We start from the raw sequence: 15,697 nt of genomic DNA on the forward strand, positions 1-15,697 counted from the left end.
GGGCGCGGCGGTCCGGCGGCCGGACGCGAGTGCGCGAGCCTGTGTGGGTGCCGGAAACTGTGGCACCCTCCCTGTGCGACCTGTGAGTAGTCATCGCCGACCGCTGCTCAGCGGGGGTCTCCAGTCGGCTGCCGCCACAGTGGGGACCGTATCTGCGGCCGACGGAGCAGCCCGCGGTGGTGCCCCTGGGGCGGCCGTGGCATCCGGCGCCGTCAGGCATAAGAGCGGGAGGGCGATGGCCAGTACCGGTCTGACGAGGAATCCGTTCACGGACACCGTCCCGAGGTGTGGTGGTCATGACTGCGTCATGATGGCCCGGTGTCTCATCATTGATCCAGTCCTCCATCGCGCGCTCCGAGCGCGCGGCACCCGTGTCCGCCCTGCCGCCCCCGAGCGGGCCCGGGGCCCGGTGGTGGCCGAGACTGCGTCGGCCGCCTGGCCACCACCCGCGGGAGTCGGTCAGGGCCTGACGGTGGGGTCGACGCCGAGCACGACGGTGCCAGTCAAACGGCGCAGACGTATCGCCACGACCCAGCGACGCGGTTCTCCGGCACCCACAGGTTCCGGCACCCAAAATATGACTGTGTACACGTTTCGCCTGTCCGGGTTCGATCGTGGTGGAGATGAACCTCGACCGGCCGCCGGTCCCACCGGCCACTCGCCCGAGCGGCTAGCGTGCGACCAGGCCCCCAGGCCCCCAGGCGGCAGTCGGCCCGCCGGACCTGCCCGGAATGGAGCGCAATGTGACGTCCTCGTCCCTGGCCCGAAAGGGGATCCGGATCGCACCCCTTCTGCTGGCGACTCTGGGTATCGGTATCGCCGTCGCCGGATGCTTCGCGGACACCAGCGCCACGACACAGACCGAGGCGGCCGCACCCGGCAGCCCGTTGCTTGCCGAGGTCGCCGAGCAGATCGCCCTGCCTGCGCACACCTGGACGGCGATGGGCACCCACACGGCCAAGGGATATACGACCGAGGCGGCCGAGACCACCAGCGTCGAGGGCATGAAGGCAGACTGCGACAACATCAACCTCAACAAGAAGCTGGCAGCCGACTTCCGCAGCGACGTGTTCGGTCGTGGCATGAAGGGGTTCTTCTACAAGTGCCAGAAGGTCCGCCCGTACACCAACAAATACTGGTTCACCATCAGTTCTGCGGACCAGGCCCAGATCGACAAGCTCTGCGATCCGACCACCAAGTACCCGATCGTCTACGACGAGCAGCACGACACCTACTGGATCGACGAGCCGTTCACGTGCACCAACCGGGTCAACCCTTCGTAGGACGTCGGTGTGGGTGCCGAAATCCTCATCCGTCCAGGTCAAGCGGCATGTCGGTATCCGTGGACGACTCCGCCGAGCAGAGTCGAGTCGGCCTTGCGCGAGGGCCCGGTGCGGTCGGCGCCCGTTGTAGAGAGCGTCGGCCTGGGAGCGCCGGCTTCGTGCCGCAGTGTCCTGGAGGACACGGTGACCGGCGTGCGACCGGGGCGTCCGTCAGACCATGGCGTTCACTCCGGTGAGGTCAAGGGCGGCACCGATCGCCTCGACGGCGCACAGGTCGATCACGCCCGCGGCCGCGATGTCCGAGAAGTCGTGCACGTAGGCGAGATGGATGACGCCGTCCGCTGCGGCGGCGCCGTCGCGCAGGCCGTCGAGGTCGTCGAGGGTACCGCGGTGCACTCCGGCTCCGGCGGCCGTGATCGGTGGACGGGACACGGAGGCGGCGGCGCGGTGTGCGTCGGCCCTCGGCGGGCCGGCCGAGGCGATGGCCGTCGATGTCATGGACGACGACAGCCTCGATCGGTTCAGCCGCGGCTGCGACGTGGTCCTCAACTGCGCCGGACCCGCCTACGAACTGGCCGACCGTCCGCAGCGTGCCGTGGCCGCCGCGGGTCTTCGAATCCGATGTGCAACTGGAAGCAGTGCGAGGCCTCGAGACCTGCCACCAACTGCACCGAGTTGATGGTGTTGGCACGGCTGAAGCCCTCCCACCGCGGCACGCCCGAATCCGGGAGGATCTCCAGCAGCCGGCGCAGCCGGGTCGGCGGAATGGTGAATGTCGAGTCCATCGCCGATATGACGTCGCAGCCGTTCCGCTCGGCATAGGCGATCCAGTCGTCGCGTATCTTCTCCGCCGATTTGTAACGCCATTTCGGTGACGCGGCCGGGAAGGAGCAGAATTTGCAGTCGAACGGGCAGCCCCTCATCGACTCGTCCGGAACGGTAGGCGCATTGCCAGGTACGGTCGGCGACGGAAAATCCTCGATGTCGACGTACTCGGTCGGGTTGATGCGGATATTGTCCTCGTCGCGCCACACCAGATTGGGTACGGAGCTCAGCTCACAAGGCCTGTGTGGGAGAGGGGATTGAGGCGCCCGGAAGTGGGCATGGCAACCGATCGCGGGGGGTCGCCGGAGGTTGCGGACGGAGTTCTTATACGTGTAAAGTTATGTCTTGGTATTCACAGATCCTGCCGTCCGGCCGAGGTTCGCGCTGCCGCGCCCAGGCCGGTCGGTCGCGCCTGAGAGGTGGGAACCCCATGGCCACGGCAGAGGGCCTGAACAGCCGTGCCGGCCGCCGGGAGGTGGCCGGCGACGGCGGCCCGGAGAGCGATCCGGCCGGTGCGGCCGCGACACCCAGGCACGTGCTTCTGCGGTTACTCCGCCCCTACCGCACAAGCATCGTCGCCGTATTCGTCCTTCAGGTCGTCAGCTCCCTCGCGGGGCTCGCACCGCTGATCGGAGTGGTGGAGCTCGGCCGGGTCCTGCTCGCGCCCGGCCCGGTCGACCGCGGTGCCGCCTGGGTGGCCGTATGGATCGGCGTCGCCGGCCTGTTCACCCGCATCGTGCTCGCCGCGGTGTCCGGCGGGATCGCGCATCTCGTCGACGGCCGGCTTCAGTTCTCGCTCCGGCGGCTGCTCGCCCAGCGGCTCGGCAGGGTGCCGCTCGGCTGGTACTCCCGCCGCAGCTCGGGCGAGATCAACGGCGTGGTGCAGGGGGATGTCGACCAGTTGCACCACCTGATCGCCCACGCGCCGGTGGAGGCGACGTCCGCGGTCGTCGTTCCGCTCGCCTCGCTCGGGTATCTGGCCTGGGTGGACTGGCGGCTGACGCTCGTCGCGCTGATCCCGGTGCTCCTCGGCCTCCTGCTGCACCGCCTGCTGATGACCGAGGAACGGCAGCGCGAGGGCCGGAGGATGGGCGAGGCCATGGGGCGCATCGGTGCCGCGTCCGTGGAGTTCGTCGAGGGCATCTCGGTCGTCAAGACCTTCGGTGGCGGCGGGCGGGCGCACCAGCGCTACCGCAAGTCGGCGGACGAGTTCGCCGACTTCTTCCTGACCTACGTGGCCGGCGCAGCCGGTCTCGCCTCGCTCGCCGCCCTCGTCCTGTCCCCGCCGTTCGTGCTGCTGCTGGTCTTCACCGGCGGTACCGCACTGATCGCGGCCGACGCCATGCCGCCCGTCGACCTGCTGCCGTTCCCGCTGCTCGCGGTCGCACTGACCGCCCCCATCGCCGCGCTGGGGCACGGCATGGACAACGTCCACGTCGCCGAGCGGTCCGCCGAGCGCATCCGGGCGATGCTGACCGTGCCGCCGTTGCCCGAGTCGGACCTGCCGGCCGAACCGGGCAACGACCGCGTGGAGTTCCGCGGCGTCGGTTTCTCCTACGACCCCGGACACCCGGTGCTGCGGGGAGTGGATCTGACGCTCGAACCGGGCACCACCACGGCGCTCGTCGGCCCTTCGGGTGCCGGGAAGTCCACCCTGGCACAACTCGTGCCGCGGTTCTCCGACCCGACCAGCGGCTCCGTGCTGATCGGCGGCGCGGATGTCCGGGACATCCCGACCCAGCGGCTGTACCGCAGCGTCTCCTTCGTCTTCCAGGATGTACGGCTGCTGCGCGCCAGCATCGCCGACAACATCGCCCTGGCCGTGCCGGACGCCGGCCGCGAGGCTGTCGAGCGGGCCGCCAGCGCCGTCGGCCTCGCCGAGCGCATCGAGGCGATGCCCCGCGGATACGACTCCGTGATCGGCGAGGACGTGGGGCTTTCCGGTGGTGAGGCGCAGCGTCTCTCCATCGCCCGTGCCCTGCTTGTCGATGCCCCCGTGCTCGTCCTGGACGAGGCGATGTCCTTCGCCGACGCCAAGACCGAGGCCGAGATCCGCGCGGCGCTGGAGACCCTCGTGCGGGGTCGCACACTGCTGGTGATCGCCCACCGGCTGGAGACCGTCACCCGCGCGGACCGGATCGTCGTCATGGAGGACGGACGCATCGTGGAGAGCGGTGCTTACCGCGAACTGCTGGACAAGAACGGGAAGTTCGCCGCCATGTGGCGCGCGCAGCACGCGCGTGGGCGGCAGACGGGGGAGGTCCGCCGATGATCAGCCTGCTGCTGCGTGTCCTGGGGGAGCGGCACTCGGGCCCGCTGCGCCGTACCCTCGCGCTGATGTCGGCCTGTGCCGTGCTGGAGGGCCTGTCCTACGCGCTGCTCATCCCGCTGCTGCGCCCCCTGCTGGACGGCGAGCCGGAGGCAGCCTGGCCGTGGCTGGGTGCCTTCGCCGCAGCCGTACTCGCCACCTCGGTGCTCGGCTACCTCAGTGACGTGTCGGGGTTCCGTACGGGCGGCGAGCTGTCCCGCGGCCTGCACCACCGGCTCGGGGACCACCTCGCCGGACTGCCCCTGGGCTGGTTCACCCCCGGCCGGGTCGGTGAAGTCTCCGGGCTCACCAGCCGCAGCGTGATGGGGGTGATGTCGGTACCGGCCCATCGACTGCGTCCCTTGATCAACGCCACCCTGATCCCCGTCTCCGTGGTCGCGGTGCTGTTCGTCTTCGACTGGCGGCTCGCGCTCGCCGGACTCGTCGCGGCACCGTTGATCGCCGGTGTGCAGCGCTGGACGTCGAAGGCCACCGCGCGCCAGGACGCGGAGCGTGCCCGGCACAGCGACGAGGCCGCGGGCCGGGTCGTGGAGTACGTCCGTGCCCAGCCGGTGCTGCGGGCCGGCGGGAGGACGGGCGAGCGCTTCGAGCTGCTGGACGACGCACTGCGCGAGCAGTGGCGCAGCAGCAGGCGCGCGGCGCTGAGCGGCGTCCCCGGCATGCTCGGCCTCACCTTCTCGGTCCAGGCCGTCTTCACCATCGTCCTGGCGCTCGGCGTCCATCTCGCGCTGGACGGTGATCTCGGGGCCGCGGAGCTGCTGGCGATCATGGTCCTGACGGCTCGCTGCGTGGAGCCGCTGCTGTCCCTCGCCGACCTGGGCGGCATCATGCGGGTGTCCCGCGGGGAACTGGAACGCATCGACGCGGTCCTGACCGAGCCCCCGCTGCCCCGTGCCGAGCGGCCGGCCGCTCCGGCGCACGACGGCGTTCAGCTCGAGTCGGTCACCTTCCGGCGCGGTGAACGCCGGGTGCTCGACCGGCTCTCCCTGGAGATCCCGGAAGGCAAGCGGCTCGCCGTCGTCGGTTCCTCGGGCGCGGGCAAGAGCACTCTGCTCCAGCTCGTCGCCCGCTTCCACGACGTCGACGAGGGCGTCGTGCGCCTGGGCGGCGTGGACGTACGGGACATCGACGGCGAACACCTGATGGCCCGGCTGTCCATGGTCTTCCAGGACGTCTACCTCTTCGAGGGCACCATCGAGGACAACGTCCGGATCGGCCGGCCCGACGCCACGCCGGAGGAGGTGCGTGCGGCGGCCGCCGCGGCGTGCCTGGACGAGGTGGTGGACCGGCTGCCCGCGGGCTGGGACACCCAGGTCGGCGAGGGCGGCACCGCCCTGTCCGGTGGCGAGCGCCAGCGGGTCTCGATCGCGCGCGCCCTGCTCAAGGACGCCCCTGTGCTCCTCCTCGACGAGGCCACCTCGGCACTCGACCCGGAGAGCGAGGCAGCCGTCCAGGCGGGCCTGGACCGGCTCATGGTGGGCCGTACGGTCATCATGGTCGCCCACCGGCTCCGCACCGTCGAGCATGCCGATCTGATCGTCTTCCTCGAGGGCGGCGCGATCGTCGAGCAGGGCACCCACGAGGAACTCATGCGCCGGGGCGGCCGCTACGCCGAGTTCTGGAGGATCGCCGCGCACGCGGCGGCGTGAAGGCACCATGGCGGATCGCTCGCCCGTCACACACCGACACACGGGGGTAGGGATGTCACGCAAGAGCGCGGCGACGGGGCCTGACGGCCGTGTCGGCGGGGAGACCGCCGGATGGCAGCCGGCAGACCTCCGCGACGATGTCGCGGCACTGCTGGGAATCGAGCTGGGCCCCACGGACGACCGCCGACGCCGCGGAGCCCGCCTCCCTGTCCTCGCTGCCGGACGCGGCGCGGTGGATGCGGGCGCTCGAACGGGCCGCGGGCGGTCAAGGTCAACCGCGGTGGCGAGAAGGTCCCGGCGCAGGAGGTGGAGGAACATCTGCTCTCCCCGCCCCGGTCGTCGCGGCCGCGGTCATCGCGCTGCCCGACCCGGTCATGGGGGAGCGGACCTGCGCGGTCGTCGTGCCCATCGACGCGGGCCGACCGCCGACCCTGCGCGAGGTGCAGACGGCGCTCCGGGGCAGGGGGGTCGCCGCATGCAAGGTGCCGGACCAGCTGGTGGTGCTGGAGCAGATGCCGCTGACCGGCGTCGGCAAGATCGACAAGCAGGCTCTCAGGGCAGAGCTGGGCGCCTGAGCGACCGCCGGCCGCGGGCCCGGATCACCACCATGGACAGGCATGCCGGTGATCCGGGCCCGCCGTCACGCCGCCTCCCGAGGTGTCCCGGTCCGGGAGAGCAGGCCGTCGACGATGGCCACCAGGCCCTGACGGTGGGTGTCCCGGGTGGTGATCTCGTCCCACTGCCCGGCGAGGGAGGCGAGCCGGGGGAAGTTCTCCGGGGTCAGGGCGGCGAACGCCTTGTCCCGGTGCGGCGGTCGCTCGAGCCCCGCGTGATGCCGCTCGCGGTTGACCCGGATGGTCAGTTCACCGGCGGTGTAGTACCAGATGACGCGGTAGGCGTAGACGGCCTCCTCGGGGCTGAGTCCGCACTCGATCGCGGCGTCGATCATGTTCTCGACGATCCACAGGGCGGAGACGGCCATCAGGTCGTCGGAAGCGAGGACCTCGACGATCCACGGGCATTCGGAGAGCATGTCGTGCAGCACCTGGCTCGCGGCGATCAGGCGCTCGCGCGGCTCGGCGGGCAGCTCGGGGCGCGGGAACTGCTGGGCGTGGCGCTCCAGCAGGAGCAGCAGGAGCTCGTCCTTGTCGCGCACGTGGTGGTAGAGCGCCATGGCCGTGCTGGACAGCTCCTGGGCCAGCCGCCGCATCGACAGCTGCTCCGGTCCGTCCTCGTCCAGGATTCGCTCGGCTGCCGTGAGGATGGCCTCCTGGGACAGGCGAGGTGGACGGCCGGTTCTGCCGGTGCGTCGGGTTCGAGGCGTCATCCCTGTCTTCCTGTTGCTGTGGCCATGTGCTGAGAGGTGCGTGGTGTGCAGGGCGGGGCGGACCGGCCTGCGTACGCGGTCGCCCGGTGCTCCCCGCCGCACGTCGGCGATCCTCACCCGGGGCGTCGAGCAGCCGACGACGCCGATGTCATCATGCCCGTCCTGCCGGTCAGGACCTCCGTCGTCCGTAGCATCGTCTGCGGCAGGTGACGGATGATCCGGTCAGCGGTGCCCTTGGGCGGCAGCGTAGCGGCTGTCGCATGGACACCGGACGGTACACGGCACCTGGTGACGTCGTGCACGGAGACCGAGGCGGCCACCCCCACCGGCCCGACCACGTCCGCTCGTTCCGCGTCAGGGGTCCAGTCGACCCTGTTTCCGACGGGCTGTTCCGCGCCGGGCATCGGATACGCGGCGACCTCGGATATGTCCATGCTCTCCTGCCCCTCTCTTCTTCACGGGGGGGCGGTCGTCACGAGATGAAGTCGTAGGACAGGAAGCCGTTCTCCGCGTCCTCCGCCCAGGACCCGTACCGGCGCATGCCGTAGAGCAGGGGCATGGGCGAGCGCAGACCGGTGACCACGGCGCGCGGCGGCGTCGGCCGGCGCGACGGTCCCCTGCTCGACGGACTCGCACAGCTCACGGGTCATCGTGCCCAGGCGGACGAAACTCTCGCTGATGGGGAGCGGGGATCCGGGGTGACCGGAGCGTTCGGCCTCCAGGAACACCTGGGGGTCGCCGGTCTCGCTGTAACGGTAGTAGGCGTCCTCGACCATCATGTTGCCGCTCATCGTGCCGAGCATCCAGGTCCGGTTCACGGCATTCCACAGGTCGTAGTGGCCGAAGCCGACGAACGAGCTGTAGACGAGGTCGTCATGGAAGTCGAACAGCCCCTGCTGCAGGGCCTCCACGTGGGAGAACCGCTCCATGGACCAGTCGCCGTCGCGAGAGGCGGCGATGAGCCGCCAGCCCAGCGCGTTGACGAGCTCCAGGGTGGTGGCCAGGCCGCGCGAGTACAGCGCGTCGATGAAGCCGGCGGCGTGGGAGGTCAGGCAGTAGCGCTCGCCGACGACCTGCTTGGCCGAGTACTGGAGCCTGCCGGTGGAGACCCACGGGCGAACGGCCCTGCCCACGACAAAGCAATCACCGATATCTCGCTATACGGTAAAAGCGGGGCATAAGGAGATTTCATCAGCACTCAGGGGGCAGCATGGACGACGACGCCGAGAGCACCCAGGAGCTGGATGAGGCGTACGACCACGACGACAGCGACGAGCTGGTGGATCAGTCATCCGCTGAGCCGGACGTCCTTCTCGACGTACCGCAGCTCAAGGTCGACGAGATCGCTCTGGATGTCGAGGATCTACGGGCACGCGTGTCGTTGCGGGCGGACGTGCTCGACCTGCTGAAACTCAGCGTGGGAGCGGATGTGTCGCTGGGCGGTGTCCACCTGGACATCAAGGGCGTGGAAGCTCAGGCGCTGCTGAAGGTCCGGCTCGACAACGTGGCGGAGATCATCGGCAGGGTGCTGACGACGATCGACCGCAATCCGCAGATCCTGGAGCAGATCACGTCCGGCCTCGGGGCCGCGGCGGAAGAGCTGGGAAGCGGCGCGGGACGTGCCGTCGGCGAACTCGGTCGCGGTGCGGGGGCAGCGGTCGAGGATGTCGGGGAGGGTGCAGGGCGGGCTGTCGAGGATGTCGGGGAGGGTGCTGGGCGGGCGGTCGAGGGCGTTGGGGAGGGTGCTGGGCGGGCGGTCGAGGGCGTTGGGGAGGGTGCTGGGCGAGCGGTCGAGGGCGTTGGGGAGGGTGCTGGGCGGGCGGTCGAGGGCGTTGGGGAGGGTGCTGGGCGGGCGGTCGAGGATGTCGGGGAGGGTGCTGGGCGGGCGGTCGAGGGCGTCGGGGAAGGCGCCGGACAGGTGGCGAGGAAGGGGGCCAGGAAGGCGGTCGGGGGTGCCGGGGAGTCCGCCGGGAGCGCCGCCAAGCGTGGGCGGGGGACAGCGGGCGGAACCGGCGCGGCCAAGCGGACCCGAGAGCGCCGGGAGAAGGCCGACCGAGCCAGTGGCGACGCGGCACCGCGTCGCCCGCTGCGCAAGCGGGAGCCGGAGGGCAGGTCCGAGGGTCACCCGCCGTGAACGTCAGCGTCGGCCTCCCCCGGCCGGCTGTCCGGTGAGGTGGGCGACCCGCCGTCCCGGCCGCCGGACCCGGACCTCGGCTCCGCGGACATCGAGATCACCCTCACCGTGGAGGCCGCTCACCTTCGCTTTCGCGCACCACCGCACTCGGACGTCCGGTTGAGCGGCACCCCCGGCAGAAAGTCGGAGACGAGCAGCAGCCGCACCAACCTTGCCGACCCGGTGTCCCAGGGAGTGGACTATCGCGACGTGCGGGTCACATACACACTGGCGAACCGTCTCAAAGCATGACGAGAGCCCCGGCGGCGATCACTCGGCCCGCCCGCCGCATCACCGGGATCGCCGCCCGACAGGAAGACCGCGCGTCGCGGAGCTGTCGCGACGCCGACCAGGACCCCTTGGACTCTGTCGGGTCGCGGACCCGCGAGCGCCGATGCGACGTCTCCTAGTGACACGGGAGGTCGGGGTTGATTGAATGCCGTAAGCGCTTTCCGTTCGAACCTTCGAGCTTTGGAGCGTCCCCGTGCCGATCTCGCGTCGTGCCCTGTTGTCGACGGTCCCGGCAGCGACCCTGCTGGCGGTGGCGCAGCCGCTGCGCGCACGGGCGGCGAGCCGACAGGACGCGGTGACCGCCGAGGCGGCCGCGGACCATGCCGTGCTGATCAGGAACACCGTCGCGAACTTCGCCGGCACTGCCGACTCCAACGCCCGCCCCGAGGCGGTCCCCAAGCTCGCGGCCATCGACGCGACCGCCAGGGCCCGGCTCACCGCGATGGACAACGCCGGGGAGGGTGAGCTCTTCCAGGGCGTCACACTGGGCACGAGCGACCCGAACCTGGCGACATCGTTCCAGTACCTCTATGAGGTCGCCCTCGCCACCCGGACTCCCGGAGACACGGCGTCCGAGCTCCGCGACAACGCGACCGTCCAAAGACGGGTCGTCGACGGTCTGGTCCGGCTGCACGACCACTACTACGGCGACCTGTCAAAGGGCTACTACGGCAACTGGTTCACCTGGGAAATCGGCATCTCGTCCCAGGTGAGCAAGATCCTCGTCCTGCTCAAGGACGAGCTCGCGGAGTACAGGCCCGACCTCGCCGCCACCTACATCGCCTCGATGGACGCCTATCTGCGCAACGGCAAGGCCGGGGACGTCGATCTCGACTCGCGTTTCCACACCGGCGCCAACCTCGCCGACATCACCACGAACCGGATTCTCCAAGGTGCCGTCCTCGCCGACGACACCCGCATCAGCAAGGCGGTCGCCGACCAGCTGACGGTCCTCGCGACGGTCGACCCCTACCACCTCCGGCACGGCGTCACCGACGGTTTCTACGACGACGGTTCCTTCATCCAGCACGCCTCCGTGGCCTACACCGGCTCGTACGGCAAGGGCCTGCTCACCCGCGTCGTCCAGACCATCAAAACGCTCGAGGGCACGAGCTATGTACAGGGCGACGATTTCGTCGGCGTCGTGCAGGGCTGGATCGTCAACGGCTTCGCCCCGCTGGTCTTCGAGGGCTGGATGATGGAGATCGTCAAGGGGCGTGGGGTGTCCCGGACCTCGACGGGCTACGCCGATGTCGCCGAGGTGGTCGAGGCAGTCGTCGACCTTTCCCGATACGCGCGGGGTTCCGACGCCACGGCCCTCAAGGGCTATGTGAAGTCCGTGCGGCAGACCTCGCGGGCCGCCCTCGATCCGACGAGGTTCGTCTCACCGGTGAGCATCGTCCACTACGCCGACATCCTCACCGACTCCTCGGCCCCGGCGAAGGACCTCAATCCCGCCGAGCGCAACGTCGCCTTCAACGCGATGGACAAGACGGTCCACCGGCGCCCCTGCTACGCCTTCGCCCTGGCCCGGAGCTCGACGAGGATCAGCAAGTACGAGTACATGAGCGGCGAGAATCTCATGCCGTGGTTCCAGGGCGACGGTGCTCACTACCTCTACCTCTCCGGCGAGGACCAGACCCAGGCCTTCGGCGTCGACTACTTCACCACGGTCTCGCCCTACCGCCTCGCCGGCGTCACCGCCCCGGTGGAGACCCGCCGTACGGTCCCCGAGCTCTACGGCACCGCGTGGTACGACAACCCGGAGCGCGGGTTCACCTCGTCCTCCGAGTCACAGAACACCTATGTCTACTTCCCCCGCGGCACCAACACGTTCTCCGGCGGCGCCGGCCTCGGCGCGTACGGCGCGGTCGGGCTGGTCCAGGCCGACGACGTGGCGTACGCAGCCAAGCAGGACGGCACCCTCCCCGAGGACTTCGTCGTCTACCGCAACGCCGAGGCCACCAAGTCGTGGTTCATGCTCGACGACGAGATCGTCGTCCTCGCCGCGGGGGTGGGCGACTCAGCGGGCCGCGCGGTGACGACGACGATCGACAGCCGGATCGCCGACCCGTCGGACGCCATCGCCCTGACGGGGGAGCTCCACAGCGGCGCGGCCTGGTCGGGGACCGGCACGGCCCCTTTGGCGTGGCTGCTCCACCGCAATGCCACCCGGTCGACCTCGGTCGGGTACGTCCTCCTGGACCACCAACGGGCAACCGTCGCGCTCGACACGGTCACCCGCAGCCGCCGCGTCATCCGTGCCGCCAACCCCGACACCATGGTGGCCAAGAAGGTGTTTTCCCTCTCCGTCGAGCAGCCGGCCGCCGCCCCGCGCACCTCCATGGCCTACGCCCTGGTCCCGAACGCCACAGCACGACAGCTGAAGGCGTACGCCCACGGGCCGGTGTCCATCCTGGTCAACACCACCCGAGTGCAAGCCGTGACCCACACGGGGTTGGGCATCGTCGCCGTCAATGTCTTCGCCCCCGGCAGGCACCGTGCCGGGCGGCTCTCGCTCGAAGGCCCGGCATCGGTGATTCTCCGTGAGGCGCACGACGGCACCGTGTCGATCGCGGTCTGCGACCCCACCATGAAGCGGGACAGGGTCTCGATCGTCGTCCACGGCCGCACGATGAGGGCGCTGTCGGCGGACGACGGTGTCCGGGTCAGCCGGGCGCCTGGTGGCACCCGTATCCACGTCACCACGCATCATGCTCACGGCCGGAGCTTCACGGCGACGCTGCGGTGAGACGCGGCCAACGGGGAGTGACCGAGGTCGGCGCGAACGGACAGCCGCAGCGGATGGCGGCGCGGGGCTGTCGTGCCGACGGTGCGAGTTTGCCGCTCTGCAGGGCGAACAGCGCCAGGGAGACGCCGGTGACGGCCGCGACCGCACCGGCGGTGCCGAATGAGCCGGTGGTGTGGCGGAGCAGGAGCACGATGCTGATTGTCAGCATCGCGCATGGCTGCCGGGCGGCGAAGCCAGGCAGCAGGAACGTCCATGCGCCGGGTGTGCGCAGCAGCTGCCCGTAACCGGGGCGCTTGACGGGAGGGGTGGTGGGGACCGCGGATACCACGGCCGTGCCTTTCTGCCGCCTGGTAGCGCACCCGAGCCAACGTCGCGGAGTGCGCCAAGAGCTGTCCTCTCGCGCAGGACCGGGGTAGACACCGGGTCCGCGCCGATCAGGAGGCAAGAGGACCGCGGCCGCCGAGCGGTCGCGCCGGCTCTGCGTCAGGCAGAGGCCGGCGATCTTGTAGCCGTACTCGCAGGAGTCCACCTCGTGGTAGGTGCCCTCCGTGAGCAGCACGGCGGCCGCCACCCCGCCGAGCCCCTCCAGCAGCCCCTCCCTCAGCGCCGGAAGGTACTCCGGGGGGAGGAGCGCCTTCGGTACGGCGCTGAGCAGCTCCAGCCCGCCGTCCGGGCCGGGCGGTTCGAAGCGCGCGACGATCTACGCGTACGGACGGCAGGCGAATGGGCTGCGACTGGGGCTGGCAGCAGCACCGCACCACCAAGCTTGTCGGCAGGGCGAAGGCCCGCACCCAGGGGGTGCGGGCCTTGGGCCGGACTTACTCGCCCTCGCGTGTTGGGTCAGCGGTGGCTGCGGCCCCAGGCGGTGGTGTCGATGAGGCTGCCTTCGTCGTCGTGGAGGGTGGCGCGGTCGGAGCGGTTGTCCCAGATGTAGTGGCGGCGGTCCTGGTAGACGTCCTGGCTGGTGTCGCGGCCGAAGCCGGTATGGATACGGACGGTGGAGCCGCCTGCCAGGAGCAGGTCGCCGAAGCGGTAGCGGTCGCCGTCGGCGTTGCGCAGGGTCCAGCCTTCCAGGCTGATGCCGCGGCGGGACGTGTTGGTGACCTCGACCCACTCGGCGTTCAGCGAGCGGTTGGAGCCGTCGTCCCAGCCGGGGCTGTCGGCCTGCACGTCACTGATCACGACCGCGGAGGGGTGGGGCCAGTGGTGGTGACGGCCCAGGTGGTCGTCGGCTGAGGCAGAAACGCTGACGGCGCCGACCAGGGCGCCGGCGGCGAGCGCGGCGGCCGTCATACGACGGGTGATGGCAGTGATGGCAGAAGCAGACATGTGATGCTCCTTCAAGACATGCAGGCCGCGCCCTTTTCCGGAATCGGCCGTGCGGTGCGGTTCCCGGCCCCAGCGGGCCGAGGACCATCACTGTGGAGCACCCCTGCGCCCGCACCCAGGGCTGCCGCTTCGTGTTACCAAAGGCGGATATTTCCGTAACTGTCCGCTGTGTATGGCATGCATCCGCGTTCGACGTGACCCTGCCATTCGCTGACCGATACACCGACCCGCTGAACAAGCAACAACAAGCCCTTACCGGCTCCGACGCGCACTCCCCGCGCCAACCGGCGCACACCCCGTCGCGCCGGGGCCGAGTCTGTAACAGCAGTTCAGAGAGCGACTTCGCATAATGCATGCTAATGGGATAGATGCTCGATAAGCGGCCACATCATCTCGTAGAGCTGTTTCGCCGCCACTTGGCGCGACCACAGGGCACCGGCAGCCCGGGCTTCGAGAGGGATTGCCGCAGCAGTACCAGTGCGCGTTGCCGTACTCGCAGTCGTGCCATTGCTGGTGCTCCGGGCGGTGGACGTAGTCCTTCCGCAGACGCACGCATGTGGAACCGGCGGCCGCCCCCACGGCTCACTCGGCAGGACACGGTCCGAATCACCACGGCCGGACCGAGTCACGCCGAGTGCAACCTGACCGTCAGTCCGGAATCAGCCGCCGCTCTTGCGCCGGAACGATCGCTGACTCGCAGCCGGGCCGTGAGCGCCGTGGATCTTCGACGTTGTGTTCGCGGCGCCTGCGGCGACGTCCGTCTGCGTGCCGCGCTTGCGCGCCAGAGCCTCCCGGAACTTGCGCTTCAGGTCGTACTGGCCGTCATCGCCGGGCGCCAGGGAAGGGCTCTCGGCATCGGCCGGCTCCGAACCCTCGTGCGGTTGAGACTCGGCAGTCATGGTGACCTCCTGGATTCGGATGGTGGAAGACACAGCTTGTCACGCCCAGCACAGCGAGGGACGGTCTCCGTGGTGCGGCCATGTGCGCGGTGAAGGTCAGGGCATCCACAGCAGGAGGACACTGACCGTATGTCCCTGCCCCAAGGGCATCGCTGCCCCGTTGACGGTCTTTTGCCCGGTGGCCCAGGCGGCTGGGAACTGAAACGGGACGGCGAGGCCGGATCCGGGGAAGCCTCGCTGGTCCCGCCGGTGCTGAGCAAAGACGGCACCCCCGCGGTTCGGAAACTCCAGATGCCCAGAGAGGAGACCACCGCCGCACTGATCGGGCTGCGCGCCGGGAACGGCAAGGGGATGTGCGGTTACTCGACCACGATCCGAGAGCAGCACCATGCTCATGGAGCGGCTGGACGCTGCCCGCACGCCGGCCTCGGGCGAGGACGACGACGTCGCGATGGGCATCCTCGCCGAGCTCCAGGCGCGGCAGGTGTCCGTTCCCGCGCCGCAGGGGCTAACAACTGATGCGTGATTCATCAGTGAACCTCAGTCTTCCTCTGCTGCTATCTTGATCTGGTGAAGCTTTCCGAGTGGGCGGTACGCAACGGCGTGCATTACCAGACCGCGTGGACGTGGGCGAAAGAGGGCCGCATGCCGGTCCCGGTGCGCCAGACGCCATCCGGCACCTGGCTGGTCGATGAGCCCGCTTCGGAGCCGTCCGGCCGGGTCGTGGCGTACTGCCGGGTCTCATCGGCGGACCAGAAGCCGGATCTTGACCGCCAGGTGGCCCGCGTTGTCCAGACGGCCACTGGTCTCGGCCTGCCGGTTGCGGAGGTAGTGACCGAG

General features: G+C 69.9%; 11 protein-coding genes and 4 pseudogenes. 8 read left to right on the forward strand and 7 right to left on the reverse strand.

Going from position 1 to position 15,697, the window contains the following annotated elements; genetic code table 11:
* Positions 1-743 precede the first annotated feature (743 nt).
* Entirely contained in the window at positions 744-1,283 is a 540-nt protein-coding gene (locus ABZS71_RS28770) for a hypothetical protein (RefSeq protein ID WP_356214775.1), read from the forward strand.
* 228 nt (positions 1,284-1,511) lie between these two features.
* On the opposite strand, the pseudogene ABZS71_RS28775 reads toward ABZS71_RS28770, so the two are convergent.
* A pseudogene (locus ABZS71_RS28775) lies at positions 1,512-1,700 on the reverse strand (3-beta hydroxysteroid dehydrogenase); the annotation flags it as partial.
* 128 nt (positions 1,701-1,828) lie between these two features.
* Entirely contained in the window at positions 1,829-2,317 is a 489-nt protein-coding gene (locus ABZS71_RS28780) for a radical SAM protein (RefSeq protein WP_356214777.1), read from the reverse strand.
* Positions 2,318-2,538: 221 nt separating this feature from the next.
* On the opposite strand from ABZS71_RS28780, the gene ABZS71_RS28785 reads away from it, so the two are divergent.
* The 3 genes from ABZS71_RS28785 to ABZS71_RS28795 all read left to right on the forward strand — a co-directional run bounded on the left by ABZS71_RS28785 (position 2,539) and on the right by ABZS71_RS28795 (position 6,661).
* On the forward strand, positions 2,539-4,380 hold the full coding sequence (locus tag ABZS71_RS28785) for an ABC transporter ATP-binding protein (RefSeq protein ID WP_356214779.1): 1,842 nt from the start codon (positions 2,539-2,541) through the stop codon (positions 4,378-4,380).
* Positions 4,377-6,086 (forward strand): ABC transporter ATP-binding protein, encoded by a 1,710-nt coding sequence (locus ABZS71_RS28790; protein WP_356214781.1) that lies wholly within the window; start codon positions 4,377-4,379, stop codon positions 6,084-6,086. Before ABZS71_RS28785 ends, ABZS71_RS28790 begins: the two co-directional genes overlap by 4 nt.
* Positions 6,087-6,223: 137 nt before the next feature.
* Positions 6,224-6,661 carry a hypothetical protein gene (locus ABZS71_RS28795; RefSeq protein ID WP_356214783.1) on the forward strand — a complete coding sequence of 146 codons (438 nt, stop codon included), beginning with the start codon at positions 6,224-6,226 and terminating at the stop codon, positions 6,659-6,661.
* Between the two features lie 65 nt (positions 6,662-6,726).
* On the opposite strand, the gene ABZS71_RS28800 is transcribed toward ABZS71_RS28795, so the two are convergent.
* Complete coding sequence (locus ABZS71_RS28800) at positions 6,727-7,413, reverse strand: TetR/AcrR family transcriptional regulator (RefSeq protein WP_356214785.1); 687 nt, start codon at positions 7,411-7,413, stop codon at positions 6,727-6,729.
* A gap of 455 nt (positions 7,414-7,868) precedes the next feature.
* Positions 7,869-8,546, reverse strand: coding sequence for a hypothetical protein (locus ABZS71_RS28805; protein WP_356214787.1), 678 nt, complete (start codon positions 8,544-8,546; stop codon positions 7,869-7,871).
* Positions 8,547-8,623: 77 nt separating this feature from the next.
* Here ABZS71_RS28805 and ABZS71_RS28810 point away from each other — a divergent pair, with 77 nt between their 5' ends.
* Together ABZS71_RS28810 and ABZS71_RS28815 are read left to right on the forward strand one after the other, a co-directional pair.
* Positions 8,624-9,547, forward strand: coding sequence for a hypothetical protein (locus tag ABZS71_RS28810; protein WP_356214789.1), 924 nt, complete (start codon positions 8,624-8,626; stop codon positions 9,545-9,547).
* 523 nt (positions 9,548-10,070) lie between these two features.
* Positions 10,071-12,629: a polysaccharide lyase family 8 super-sandwich domain-containing protein gene (locus tag ABZS71_RS28815; protein WP_356214791.1), complete on the forward strand. Its 2,559-nt coding sequence runs from the start codon at positions 10,071-10,073 to the stop codon at positions 12,627-12,629.
* A gap of 82 nt (positions 12,630-12,711) precedes the next feature.
* Here ABZS71_RS28815 and ABZS71_RS28820 read toward each other — a convergent pair.
* The 3 genes and pseudogenes from ABZS71_RS28820 to ABZS71_RS28830 form a co-directional block, all read right to left on the reverse strand.
* Positions 12,712-12,957, reverse strand: a pseudogene (locus tag ABZS71_RS28820) (MFS transporter); the annotation flags it as partial.
* 512 nt (positions 12,958-13,469) lie between these two features.
* Positions 13,470-13,958 carry a lamin tail domain-containing protein gene (locus ABZS71_RS28825; protein ID WP_355860687.1) on the reverse strand — a complete coding sequence of 163 codons (489 nt, stop codon included), beginning with the start codon at positions 13,956-13,958 and terminating at the stop codon, positions 13,470-13,472.
* Between the two features lie 659 nt (positions 13,959-14,617).
* Positions 14,618-14,857, reverse strand: a complete 240-nt coding sequence (locus ABZS71_RS28830; protein ID WP_356214793.1) for a DUF5302 domain-containing protein — start codon at positions 14,855-14,857, stop codon at positions 14,618-14,620.
* 192 nt (positions 14,858-15,049) lie between these two features.
* On the opposite strand from ABZS71_RS28830, the pseudogene ABZS71_RS28835 reads away from it, so the two are divergent.
* Both ABZS71_RS28835 and ABZS71_RS28840 read left to right on the forward strand, forming a co-directional pair.
* A pseudogene (locus ABZS71_RS28835) lies at positions 15,050-15,359 on the forward strand (aminoglycoside phosphotransferase family protein); the annotation flags it as partial.
* A gap of 68 nt (positions 15,360-15,427) precedes the next feature.
* A pseudogene (locus ABZS71_RS28840) lies at positions 15,428-15,697 on the forward strand (IS607 family transposase); the annotation flags it as partial.

It is taken from the genome of Streptomyces sp. NPDC005393, assembly GCF_040606675.1.
In the GTDB taxonomy this organism is placed as follows: domain Bacteria; phylum Actinomycetota; class Actinomycetes; order Streptomycetales; family Streptomycetaceae; genus Streptomyces.